This is a genomic window from Pseudomonas sp. B21_DOA, from assembly GCA_030544685.1.
GTDB lineage: Bacteria > Pseudomonadota > Gammaproteobacteria > Pseudomonadales > Pseudomonadaceae > Aquipseudomonas > Aquipseudomonas fluorescens_AO.
In genome coordinates this window covers 4725987-4738132 of sequence record CP086683.1, presented here as the reverse complement: position 1 = coordinate 4738132, position 12146 = coordinate 4725987, and the positions used below count along the sequence as shown (strand labels likewise).

Sequence of the window (12146 nt, the reverse complement as noted above, 5' to 3'; positions counted from 1 at the left end):
CATCGAGGGAGGGACTTGGAAGCCGCGCAGCTCCTTAGGCTTTTTGCCTGTGACGTAGATCGTGCTCCAGCCCTCCACACTCACTCGTACAGTTCGCACGGTATCTTGGGCCCGCCTACGGCGAGAGCCCGCATTCGCAAGGTTGGACAGAGTGACGTGATGATCGCAACAGGGAACAAGTGGAGAAACGATCATGTCCGGTTTCGTTGGCGTCGACATCGCAAAGAACACTTTTGATATCGCTACACACCTGCCCAACGGCAAGCACAAAACCAAGGCCAAGCTGGCCAACGATCCAAAGGGCTTTAAAGAGTTTGAGGCGTGGCTAGAAAAAACGCCGAGCGTTCGGCCCTGATCGTGATGGAAGCCACGAGCGTTTACCACTTGGAACTCGCGGAGTTCGTTTACAACAAAGGCTTCCGGGTCTGCGTCGTGAACCCGGCTACGACCAAAGCGTACGCTGACAGCGAACTGCGCCGCATCAAGACTGATAAAAGTGATGCCAAACTGATCGCCGACTTTGCCCGGGAAAAAGATCAAAAACTTCACCCATGGGCGCCTGAGCCGCCGAAATACCGCCAGTTAAAAGCAATGGTGCGCCGCCTGGATGACCTTCAGGAAATGGAACAAATGGAGCTTAATCGTCTGGACGTTTCCGACGAAAAGGTCAAAGACTCGATCAACTCCGTTCTGCGCCATATTGAAAAAGAGATCGTAGAAACGCACAAGGCGATCAAAAAACACATCGATGACGACCCGGATATGCGTCAGATGCGGGATCTCATCGTAACCATCGACGGCATCGGACAAAAAACGCTTGAACGATTGCTGGCCGAACTGGGTGACTTGCGCAAATACAGTGATCCTCGCCAACTGGTCGCTGCTGCAGGGCTCAATCCAAAGCTGCAGGAATCAGGAAAGCTCAAAGGTCATACCCTGATCTCAAGAGTAGGGTCGGCACGGCTGCGTGCAGGCCTCTACATGCCTGGCATGGTGGCGCTGAAACACAATAAGGCGATCAAGGCGATGAAAGAACGCCTGGAGGCCAACGGCAAGGCCCCCAAGCAGATCATCTGCGCAGCAATGCGCAAGCTGCTGCACTTCGTTTACGGAGTGCTCAAGTCTGGACTGCCATATGACCCGAAACTTGCGCTTGCCCGGTGAGGCTCAAGACGGTATCTACTAGTATGTGGTCTTTTCCAGATTGCACAGTGCCCATGCTTCTGCCTCCCGCCAACTGGCTACCCCAGGCCCCCTCCAACCGCTCCGTCTTGATTGGCTGGAAAGTGCCGGCGTCGAAGTCGCGATCCTGCGCCTGGACCAGATCGACCCGCTGATCAGCGGCAACAAGTGGTTCAAACTCGTCGAACATCTCAAAACCGCCGAGCGCGCCGGCGCCGAAGGCATCATCAGTCTCGGCGGTGCACATTCCAATCACCTGCACGCGCTGGCGGCGGCAGGCAAGCGGCTGGGGTTCAAAACCGTGGGGCTGCTGCGCGGGCATCCGCAGGACACGTCGACGGTGGAGGATCTGCACGCGTTCGGCATGCAGTTGCACTGGCTGGGTTATGCCGGCTATCGCGCGCGGCACGAGGCCGGATTCTGGACGCCGTGGCAGGAGCGATATCCGACGTTGCATGCGGTGCCAGAGGGTGGCGGTGGATTGGCCGGCGCGCTGGGTTGCGCTGCGATCATGCAGCAGGTCGACGAACAATTGGCCAAGCTGGGCTGGGATGATTTTGACGCCTGGTGGCTGGCCTGTGGCACCGGCACGACCCTGGCCGGGCTGGCGCTGGCTGACAGTGGCAAGCGCTCACTGTATGGCGCGCTGGCGGTGCCGAATGATCACGGCGTAGCGCCGAACATCGAGTCGATCCTGGCGCAAGCCGTCGGGCCCGTGGCGAGCTATCGGTTGATCGACGCCAGCCGGCGTGGCTTCGCCAAGGTTGACCAGACGTTGCTGACGTTCATCGAACAGACCGAGCAGGTCAGTGGCGTCCCTTTGGAACCGTTGTACACCGGCAAGGCCTTGCTGGCGCTCAAGCAGCTTGTCGAGTCAGGCGGATTCGCTGCTGGCACTCGAGTGGTTTTCGTTCACACGGGGGCCTGCAAGGGCGGCGCGGATTTACCGCAACGCCCTGACGCTCAGCCGCGCTTGGGCATCATCCGCAACAGCGTGTTATCGCGCACCACGTAATGGTGATAAATACCCGCCAGCGCATGCAAGCCGATCAGCCAATAGCCGATCGTGGCGATCAGCACATGCCAGCCTTCGACTTGTTTGGCGAAGGCCTTGTCTTCATCCATCAACAGCGGCAAATCGAAGCCATAGAACATGACCTGATGGCCCTCGGCGCTGGTGATCAGCCAGCCCAATATCGGCATGCACAGCATGAACAGGTACAACGCCCAATGCATCAGCCGCGCCGCCAAGGTCTGCCAGGCGGGGATGCGGGGAAGATTTTCGGCGCAGGGCCGAGGCTGCGCGCGAGCAAGCGAAACCACACCAGTACGAACACAGTAAGGCCGAGCAGATAGTGCATTTCGCGGATCAACGCGCGGCCGCCGCTGCCTTTGGGGAAGAAACCGCGCAATTCCATGCTGGCGTAAACCAGCACCAACAGCACCAGCATCAGCCAGTGCAGCAGAACCGAAACAGTGCTGTAACGCGATTCTGAGCTTGTCCACGGCATGAGATTTTTCCTCTGGATCGGAATGCAATGGCCGTCATCGCGGCACTGCTTTCACTGTAAACCTGTCGAGATGTTTTTGCCCGCAGCGCTCGCTGTTTTTTTGCAATGAACACAGTGCAAAGAGTGCGGAGTGAATTGACTGAATACTTTAAAGTCATTCTTCTGTTTATTTTGCTGTAGCGTAACTTCATGTTGTTTATATCTTGTGCTTTATTTTGGTTTGAGTGTGTTGTTGTTCGCGATTACTGTTGGTTCGGGTCTTTAGCTTGTTATTAAAGATGAATGCTAATTTGTTAATCAGAGTATCAATATGAAAAGTCCGATCCCCAAACCTCGTCCGTCTATCACCCAGCCAAAGCCGGTAGTTCCTGCCAAACCGGTTGCGCCAACAAAGCCGGTTGCACCGACCAAGCCAGTTGTGCCGACCCAGCCAGTGGCACCGACCAAACCGGTTGTGCCGACCAGGCCAGTGGCACCGACCAAGCCGGTTGTGCCGACCAGGCCAGTGGCACCGACCAAGCCGGTTGTGCCGACCAGGCCAGTGGCACCGACCAAACCGGTTGTCCCGACCAGGCCAGTGGCACCCACCAAACCGGTTGTGCCGCCGAGGCCAGAGGCACCGACCAAGCCGGTTGTGCCGCCCAAACCAGTAGCACCGACCGCCCCGGTTGCACCGACGGCGCCAACCGAATCGAAGCGACCGCCTGTGCCATGGCCGACAATCAACATCAATATCGACCCGGTGGCGTTGATCGCATTGATCCAGGCCGCCAGAGCAACCGCCGATACTGACGGTTCGACTTCGCTACCCGAAGGAATCATCCAGCATGAAGATGGCCGGGTTGAACACCCAAGCGGGCTGATTATTTGGGCGGACAATACAATCGAATATCCGGATGGGCGTATTGTCTGGGAAGACGGTACCGAACGGTTGCCTGATGGCCGCGTTAAAACCCCAGAGGGTCTGGTTTATGATGCGGAAGGTAACCTTGTTACGGAGTAAGTTTCAAAACCTTAGTTTGTATTTGTAATATGTAAAACAAAAAAAACACCGCTGGGAACTTCGAACAGCGGTGTTTTCTTTTAGACAGGCTCAGGGGTTCTGCGGCATCTGCCCGTTGGCCAGACGCTTGTTGATGTCGACGATTACTTGCGGCAAATCGCTGATAGTGTCGATCATGTAATGCGGGCGCGAACTTTCAAACAGCGCGTGGATGCGCTGGCGTTCGCTGGCCAGTTCGTCGCTGCCCAACGCGCGGAAACCTTCATAGTCCAGACCCAGCGCGTTGCCCGAGCAAATCAGCGCAACCGTCCACATGCCGGCCCGGCGACCTTCGAGAATGCCTGGCACGGTGTCGTCGATCTTCACGCACGCTGCAACATCGTCGATGCCCAGAGCGATCACGTTGGCCAACGCTTGCGCCGGCCATGGACGACCGTTTGGCACTTGGTCGGTGGCGACCACGTGGTCGGCGACGTAGCCGTTGCTGGCGGCGAGTTCGACGACTTTGTCCATCACCGCTTTAGGGTAGCCGGAGCAGGAACCGATCTTGATCCCTTGCTCGCGCAGTTGGGCGATGGCGTCCAGCGCGCCGGGAATCAGTGCCGAGTGCTCGGCGATTTTCTCGATCTGCAACGGCATGAAACGGTTGTAAATCGCGGTGACGTCGTCATCGGTCGGCGTGCGACCGAACACCTGGCGATAACGCTCGGCCACCTGCGGCTGATCACAGAGGGTGCGGATGTGGTCCCACTTGCCCATGCCCATCGGCCCCGGGCTTCTTCGATCGATACCCGTACGTCGAATTCGGCGAAGGCTTCGACAAAAATCTGTGTCGGCGCAAACGAGCCGAAATCGACCACGGTACCGGCCCAGTCGAGGATCGCGGCTTGCAGCTTGTTTGGGTTGGTGTAGTTCATGGCAATCAATTCCTGTGAAAAAGAACTATTCGAATTTGGCGATCCTGTGGGAGCGGGCTTGCCCGCGATGAGGCCCTTTCAGTCGACATCCATGCTGAATGTCAGACCGCTATCGCGGGCAAGCCCGCTCCCACAGGAACCGTGGGGCGCTCAGATGTCTAGCACTTCCATCTCGCGCAGCACTTCAGCCACCGCTGCCACGGCCTGGCGCATTTGGTCCGGGGTGACGTGGCCAATGCAGCCGACGCGGAAGGTTTCGACCTGGGTCAGTTTGCCGGGGTAGAGGATGTAACCCTTGGCTTTGACCCGCTCGTAGAAGTCCTTGAACTGGTAACGCGGATCCTGCGGCGCATGGAAAGTGGCGATGATCGGCGCCTGGATCGCCGCTGGCAGAAAGCTGCGCAAACCGATTTTGTTCATCTCTTCCATCAGCGCCTGACAGTTCGCCGCATACCGCGCATGCCGCGCCGGCAGACCGCCTTCTTCGCTGTATTGCAGTAATGCTTCGTGCAGTGCCGCGACCACATGGGTGGGCGGGGTGAAGCGCCATTGCCCGGTCTTCTGCATGTAGGCGTGCTGGTCATACAGGTCCATCGCCAGCGAGTGCGAATTGCCGGCAGCGGCGGCCAGGGATTCCTTGTGGGCGAAGACGAACCCCATCCCCGGTACGCCTTCCAGGCATTTACCGGAGGCGGCGATCAGCGCCTCGAACGGTACTTTTTGCGCGTCTACGGGCAATGCGCCGAAAGAGCTCATGGCATCAATGATCAGGCGTTTGCCGTGTTGCGCCACGACCTCGGCGATTTGTGCCAGCGGATTGAGGATGCCGGTACTGGTTTCGCAGTGAATCAGCGCCACGTGGGTGAGGTCAGCATCGGCACGCAGCAAGCGCTCGACGTCGGCGGCGCTGGTCGGTTCGTCTTCGGCGGTTTCGAACGTGCTGAACGAGCGCCCGAGGACTTCGCAGATCTTCGCCAGCCGCTTGCCGTAAGCGCCGTTGATCAGCACAAGAATTTTGCCATCACGCGGCACCAGCGTGCCGATCGCCGCCTCGACGGCAAAAGTGCCGCTGCCTTGTAACGGTACGCAGTGGTGGCTGGCGGCGCCGTTGAGGATGGCCAGCAATTGCTCGCAAACGCTGGCGGTCAACTGGTTGAAGCGGTCATCCCACGAGCCCCAATCGAGCATCATTGCCTGACGGGTGCGGGCCGAGGTGGTCAACGGGCCGGGAGTGAGCAGAATCGGTGCGGCGGTACTCATTCATGTGTCCTTGCGAAAACGCTGGGGGATGAAGCTACGGGCCCTACGTTGCAATTCGCCATTGCATCAATCAAATTGTTTGTTGTTATGCCAGCCATCAGTGAGGGTTATCCATGAACCTGTTTCAGCTGCGCGCTTTCGATGCCGTGGCCCGCGAAGGCAGCTTCACCCGCGCGGCTGCGCGGTTGTTCATCAGCCAGCCGGCAGTCACCGGACACATCAAGGCGCTGGAGGAGCACTACCAGATCACCTTGTTGCGGCGCACCGCGCGACGGGTGGAACTGACCGAGGAGGGCACCAAACTGGCGGCGATCACCCGCGCCATGTTCGGCTTGGCCGAAGAAGCGCAGACCTTGCTCGAAGCAAATCGGCAGTTATTGACCGGGCGTCTGGAGGTGGCGGCGGATGGGCCGCACATGGTCATGCCGATGCTGGCGAGCCTGCGCGCACGCTATCCGGGCATCACCGTCAACCTGCGTCTGGGCAACGCGCAGGAAACCCTGGCGGCGCTGTTGTCGGAACACGCCGATGTCGCGGTGCTGACCGAGGTCGAGCCGCGCAAGGGCCTGCATCTGCAAGCACTGAGCGAGTCGCGGATCTGTGCGTTGGTGCCAGTGGGGCATCGTTGGGCGAATAGCTCCGGTGAAGTGAAACTCAAGGAGCTGGACCAAGTGATCATGGTTCTGCGCGAGCCGAGTTCGATTACCCGGCGCACTTTTGATCAAGCGTGTGCGCAGGCTTCGATTCAGCCACGGGTGTTGCTGGAGCTGGACAGTCGCGAGGCCGTGACCGAAGCGGTTGCGGCCGAGTTGGGGGTGGGTGTGGTGTCATCGGTGGAGGTCAGTCATGACCCGCGCGTGGTGGCGATCCCGATTGCCGGGGAAGGGCTGGTGAACCGGCACATGATCGGCTGCATGGAGCGCCGACGCGAGTTGCGCTTGATTCAGGCGTTTTTTGATTTGGCGCCAGCCTGAATACCGAGGCGCCCTCTTCGCGAGCAGGCTCGCTCCCACATGGATTCTGCGCCTGGCGCGATGAATGCGGGAGCTGCCGAAGGCTGCGATCTTTTGTCTGTGCTCTAGTGTTCGGCGCGGTTGATCAGCCAGTCGAGCAGCAGGCTGTCGCGCGCGGGCTCTGCCTCGCGGGCCGGTGGCTGGCGTGGGTGGCCGAGGCACAAGATCGGTCGGTCCGGATCGCTGTCGAGAAAGCTGACCCACACTTCGCTGCCGGCACTGGGTAAATCGTCGACGGCGACGGGGCCGTTCAACCGGCTCAGGGCGATTGGCAGCCAGAGGGCGTCACTGTCGTTGCCGTACTGATTGTCAGCGGGCCACAGGATCACGGCGAGGCAGCCGTTTTCATCTACTTGCGCTGGCTGCCCCGGCGCACCCGCTACCCGCGCCAGGTGGTAACCGGCCACATTCGGACGCGGCTGTTTGAGTGCTGGGCGAAAGTCACTCGACCAGGGCTGTGCAGTGAAATCGTTGTGATAGCGATGAACCGTTGCGCCCGGGTCAAGAATCGAAGGGTGCTGTCCGTGGTGGCGTACGGCGCTGATCAGCCATTGTTCGTTGAAGTGATGAATTGGGTGCTCGGTCACCAACAGCAATCGGCCACTGAGCAAGTCGCTGCAATCGCTGCGCCCGTGAATCGAGCGCAGCTGGCAGCGTTGGCGTTGCAAATGGCGCCGGCTGCGTTGTTCGGCATACAGGCGTTCAATTGATCGCGCCGGCGTTTGCAACCCTGCCGAGGCTTCGTTGGCGGCTTCATCAATGCAGGCAGGCTGGCCGCGATTGCGTACCGCATGGAGCATCGGCACCGGCGCTGCGCGGTGCTGTTGATAGAGCGCGCTGACGCAGGGCGTGGGCGGGTGCTCATCCGCGTTGAAAGGGATTTCGACCGGTTCCTGTGGCAGGCTCAGGCTGTCGTCGGCGAACACCACAACATGGCCGTCTGGCCCATGTTCGAAGTGATAGTGGATGCCTTCTTCTTCACAGAGCCGCTGCAGCAGCGCCAGATCGCTTTCGTCGTATTGAATGCAAAACGCCCGCGGCGGGTAATGGCCGACGCTCATGTCAATGCGGTAGCTGTGCGCCGGCAAGGCATGCTCTTCAAGCAATTGCTGAATGATTTGCGGCGCATTGAGGCGAGTAAACACACGTCGTTCAGGCGCTTGCGCCAGTTGTTGCAGATGCGGCACCAGAATCAGCCGATAGCCCACCCGATGCGTGCCGCGATGTTCGCAACTGGCGCTGGTAATGACGCCGTGGAAACCGTGCTGTTCACTCAGCCGCAGAAAGGCCGGCCTGTGCAAAAGGAGCCAGGGGCGATGGCGGGGGCGAGGCCGAGCAGTTCGATGTCGAAACGGTAGGGCTGGTTCAACGCCTCCTCGCCGCGAAAACGCACGACCGGCAGGCGCAATTCGCTGTCGGTCAGCGTAAGGGTGAACGGACTTTCCTTGTCATTGAGCATTCGAGCAGGCCCTGTCAGGCGATACGGGGTTTCAAGGGTACGAAACCGTCAGGCTGAATGGTCATGTCAAAGGCGCTTTTCAGAATCCCCTACATGCTTTGGTGAAGATGTCGATTCCGCTGGCTGTTTTTTGGGTGATTGCCGACTTTAGGCCGTATAAACTTGCCGCCACGCGTCGGCCAATAGATGTCTCGGCGCCACAGATCAAGAGAGTGAGTAATGGGCGCACAGTGGAAGGTTAAACACAAAGAAGCGGCAGCCAACGCCAAAGGGAAGATCTTCGGCAAACTGGTGAAGGAAATCACCATTGCTGCGCGCAACGGTGCCGATACCGCCACCAACGCACACCTGCGTCTGGTGGTCGAACAGGCGAAGAAAGCCTCGATGCCAAAAGAACCCTCGATCGCGCGATCAAGAAAGGCGCCGGTCTGCTGGGTGAAACCGTGCAATACCATCGCGTGACCTACGAAGGTTTTGCCCCGCATCAGGTGCCGCTGATCGTTGAATGCGTCACCGACAACATCAACCGCACCGTCGCGGAAATCCGTGTGGCGTTCCGCAAGGGCCAGTTGGGCGCTTCCGGTTCGGTGGCGTGGATGTTCAACCACGTCGGCATGATCGAAGCTTCGCCGGACACCCCGGACGCCGATCCGGAGATGGCGGCGATCGAAGCCGGTGCCCAGGATTTCGAACCGGGTGAAGAGGGCGCGACGCTGTTCCTCACCGATCCGACTGACCTCGACGCCGTGCAGAAAGCGCTGCCGGAACAAGGCTTCACCGTGCTTTCGGCCAAGCTTGGCTACCAGCCGAAAAATCCGGTCAGCGGCCTGAGCGACGAGCAAATGGCTGAAGTCGAAGCGTTCCTCGAAGGCCTCGACAACCATGATGACGTGCAGGACATGTTTGTCGGTCTGGCTGGCTGATCTGTCGCGCCGGTAAGCCTTTTCGCGAGCAGGCTCGCTCCCACATTGGAATGCATGTCTAATGTGGGAGCGAGCCTGCTCGCGAATGCCGCGCAGCGGTCAAAGGTTTTGCAGAATTTCACTGACTTCGCTGAATGCCGGGCGTCCCGAGACATCCGCCTGACAGCAGCGCTGCTCCAGCGCTTCCAATGCCAGGCGCCGCTCTGTACTCAACCCCGAGTCGACACGCGCCAACACTTCCCCAAGCAACACACCGAACGCACGTACCTCCAAGCGCTGCAATGCGCGTGTTTGCACATCATCGCGGGTGGCGTGAAACGAGGCCGCGCCGAAATCCCCAGCAGACAATCGCCGCGATCATTCAACAGGATGTTGTGGCCATAGAGGTCGCCGTGGGTGATGCCTTGGCGGTGCAGGTGCTCGGCCGCTGAGGCGATGCCTTGGGCGACGCGCAGGGCAACCTCGGCGGAGAACCGGCAATCTTCGGCATAAACATCCCGCGAGCACGAGTCCAGGCTCGGTAAGCCGGCGAGATTGCCGAAGCTCGGATCAATCAGTTGCATCACCAGCCCCTGCTGTTCATCGGGATGGCCGCTGATGCGTCCTTCGACGCGGATCAGGTTCGGGTGCAGGCCTGCAGTGATGCAAGCGTTCATCTCATGCAACGGCGAGCCGTCGCTGGTCATTTCGCCTTTGTACAACTTCACCGCAACCGCCTGCGCCGAGCCATCGTCACGCTGCCAGACCGCCCGGGAAATCACCCCGGAAGCGCCTTCGCCCAGTTGTTGTTCAAGGCGCAGCGCCGACCAGTCGATCAGTGGCGTGGCCTCCAGTGCGGCGGCATCGGCTTCGGTTTCCAGCGGATTGCCGGCGTAGGCCAGCCAGGTCAGGCTCGGCAAGGTCAGCAGCCACTGTGGCAGCTCGTTGAGCTGGTTGGCGGCGATACGGAGCAATTCCAGTCGATGACAATCGCGCATAGATTCTGGCAGCGAGCGCAGGCGATTACCGGCGAGCATGAGCTTCTGCAAAGCGGGGCGTTCACCCAGTTCCCTCGGCAGGTTCTCGATGCGGTTATCGGTGAGGATCAGCCAGCGCAGCTGCGGCGGCAGGGCGGCACCGGGCACATTGACGATGCGGTTGGCCTTGAAGCCGACCATGGTCAGCGCGGTGCACTGGCCGAGGCACGCCGGCAGCTCGGTGAACAGGTTGTCGGAGCAGAACAGCACGCGCAGGCGGGTCAGGCGATGCAGGTCGTCGGGCAGGTTGTTCAGCGCATTGCCGCTGAGGTTGAGCACTTCCAGCGTGTCGGCGAGTTGGAAAATTTCGTTGGGGAATTCGGTCAGGCCGCAAGACAGGTCGAGGCGGGTAATGCCCGACAGCTCGCCGGCGCGCAGTTGAGCAAGGGTGTGCATGTCTGGTTTCGCTATTGATCGGTGGAGCGACGCGGGGGCGCTGAGGATGGGCGACATGATAGCGGTAAAGCAATGTCTGGTTTATCTGGTATTGAAGTTGGCTCGGGACCTGTGGGAGCGAGCCTGCTCGCGAAAGCGGTATGTCAGTCAGAATTTATGTAACTGATACACCGCTTTCGCGAGCAGGCTCGCTCCCACAGGGTTCGCTTCCACAAGGTGCGGCATATCAGGCGGGGGCGTGGATTTCCTGCAATTGCCCCAGCCGGCTGCGCGTGCGTGCCAGGTCGATGGCGTTTCCTTCAAGACTTTGGCCCAGCGGTAGTTGGCCCAGCAGCGTCAGGTGTTTGTCCTGGTCGTAAAGCACGTCGATCAGATTGATGAAGCGCTGCTGCACGGCGATCGGACACTCCCGAGCTGCGGCAGGTCATCGATGATCCACTGGTCGAAACGCTGGCACAGCTGCAGATAGTCCATCACCGCCGTTGGTTGTTCACACAAGTCGTTGAAGGTGAACGCGACTCTTCGGCCCTCGCACAAGCGTGCTCGAAGCTGGCGCTTGCCAACCTCGAGGGCAAGAGCAGGCGCGTCCGATGGGGGCAGGTTCAGGGCCTGGCGCTGAGCTGCTGTGCCCGGCCACACGTAATGACCTTGGGTGAACACTTGATGCGTGTGTTGACGGTTGAGCGTGCGGTAGTCGTGGGCGCCGCCGACTTCCATCACCTGCATGCGCGTGTTGATCAGCTCGATCACCGGCTTGAACCGCGCGTGATACAGCGGATTGGGCAGCAGGCCTTCAGGCGCGTAGTTGGAGGTCACCAGCAGCATGATCCGCCGTTTGAACAGGGCCTTGAACAGCCGCGTGATGAGCATCGCGTCGCCGATGTCGTGCACATGAAACTCGTCGAAACACAGTACCTGACAATCTTCCAGCAACTCGTCCAAGGTGATTTCCAGTGCGTCTTCCAGCTGGCGATGACGGAACATGCCGTCGTGCAACCGAGCGAAGAATTGATGGAAATGCAGGCGGCGTTTACGCGTGATCGGCAGCGCCTGGAAGAAACCGTCGAGCAACCAGCTCTTGCCGCGTCCGACGGCGCCATACAGGTACAGACTCGGCGGCGTGTGGACGCCGTCGCCCAGCAGCACGCTGGCCTGCTGCGCCATGCAATCGATGACTTGCTGCTGGCTGCGGCTGAGGGTGTAGCCCTGGCTTTTGGCCTTGTCGCGGAAGTAATCGCGGATGGCTGCGGCATGCGCATCGTGCCCGGCGCTGGCGGGCAGGCTTTTGCCGAACAGGCGACGCAAGATCGGCCAGCGTTGGCTCAGACGTGATCGTTTCGGCGTTCGGGCGGACACGCGGGACAGGCTCCTGGTTGAGTGGACCGGCTCCAGCGGGAGCGCGGTGGCCCAAGTGTAACCAGAGCTCGGGCGTTGGCTACATGAAATATCACGGCGTACACGGTCCA

The 12146-nt window shown here is 60.0% G+C and carries 6 protein-coding genes and 7 pseudogenes; 6 read left to right on the top strand and 7 right to left on the bottom strand.

From position 1 onward, the window contains the following. Positions 1 to 193: 193 nt before the first annotated feature. From LJU32_21795 to LJU32_21785, 3 genes and pseudogenes are all read left to right on the top strand, one after another. Positions 194 to 355: a hypothetical protein gene (locus tag LJU32_21795; GenBank protein ID WKV88130.1), complete on the top strand. Its 162-nt coding sequence runs from the start codon at positions 194 to 196 to the stop codon at positions 353 to 355. Further along, complete coding sequence (locus tag LJU32_21790) at positions 322 to 1164, top strand: IS110 family transposase (protein ID WKV88129.1); 843 nt, start codon at positions 322 to 324, stop codon at positions 1162 to 1164. The genes LJU32_21795 and LJU32_21790 overlap by 34 nt, the downstream gene beginning before the upstream one ends. Before the next feature lie 53 nt (positions 1165 to 1217). Then, a pseudogene (locus LJU32_21785) lies at positions 1218 to 2142 on the top strand (pyridoxal-phosphate dependent enzyme). 3 nt (positions 2143 to 2145) lie between these two features. On the opposite strand, the pseudogene LJU32_21780 reads toward LJU32_21785, so the two are convergent. Further along, positions 2146 to 2693: pseudogene (locus LJU32_21780) on the bottom strand (cytochrome b). Positions 2694 to 3037: 344 nt separating this feature from the next. Further along, positions 3038 to 3406 carry a hypothetical protein gene (locus tag LJU32_21775; GenBank protein WKV88128.1) on the bottom strand — a complete coding sequence of 123 codons (369 nt, stop codon included), beginning with the start codon at positions 3404 to 3406 and terminating at the stop codon, positions 3038 to 3040. On the opposite strand from LJU32_21775, the gene LJU32_21770 reads away from it, so the two are divergent. Further along, the gene (locus tag LJU32_21770) at positions 3400 to 3696 is read left to right on the top strand and encodes a hypothetical protein (protein WKV88127.1); all 297 of its coding nucleotides are present in this window, start codon (positions 3400 to 3402) and stop codon (positions 3694 to 3696) included. The genes LJU32_21775 and LJU32_21770 overlap by 7 nt on opposite strands. A gap of 90 nt (positions 3697 to 3786) precedes the next feature. Here LJU32_21770 and LJU32_21765 read toward each other — a convergent pair. Together LJU32_21765 and LJU32_21760 are read right to left on the bottom strand one after the other, a co-directional pair. Continuing rightward, positions 3787 to 4613 (bottom strand): annotated as a pseudogene (locus LJU32_21765) (phosphonoacetaldehyde hydrolase). A gap of 150 nt (positions 4614 to 4763) precedes the next feature. Next, complete coding sequence (locus tag LJU32_21760; protein ID WKV88126.1) at positions 4764 to 5873, bottom strand: 2-aminoethylphosphonate--pyruvate transaminase; 1110 nt, start codon at positions 5871 to 5873, stop codon at positions 4764 to 4766. Between the two features lie 113 nt (positions 5874 to 5986). Between LJU32_21760 and LJU32_21755 the strand changes: the two genes are divergently transcribed. Then, positions 5987 to 6847: a LysR family transcriptional regulator gene (locus tag LJU32_21755; protein ID WKV88125.1), complete on the top strand. Its 861-nt coding sequence runs from the start codon at positions 5987 to 5989 to the stop codon at positions 6845 to 6847. Positions 6848 to 6951: 104 nt separating this feature from the next. On the opposite strand, the pseudogene vgrG reads toward LJU32_21755, so the two are convergent. Next, positions 6952 to 8345, bottom strand: a pseudogene (vgrG, locus tag LJU32_21750) (type VI secretion system tip protein VgrG). A gap of 219 nt (positions 8346 to 8564) precedes the next feature. On the opposite strand from vgrG, the pseudogene LJU32_21745 reads away from it, so the two are divergent. Continuing rightward, positions 8565 to 9268, top strand: a pseudogene (locus LJU32_21745) (YebC/PmpR family DNA-binding transcriptional regulator). A 99-nt stretch (positions 9269 to 9367) separates the two neighbouring features. Here the strand turns inward: LJU32_21745 and LJU32_21740 are convergent. Next, a pseudogene (locus LJU32_21740) lies at positions 9368 to 10680 on the bottom strand (leucine-rich repeat-containing serine/threonine-protein kinase). 226 nt (positions 10681 to 10906) lie between these two features. Then, a pseudogene (gene zapE, locus LJU32_21735) lies at positions 10907 to 12036 on the bottom strand (cell division protein ZapE). Between the last annotated feature and the right edge of the window lie 110 nt (positions 12037 to 12146).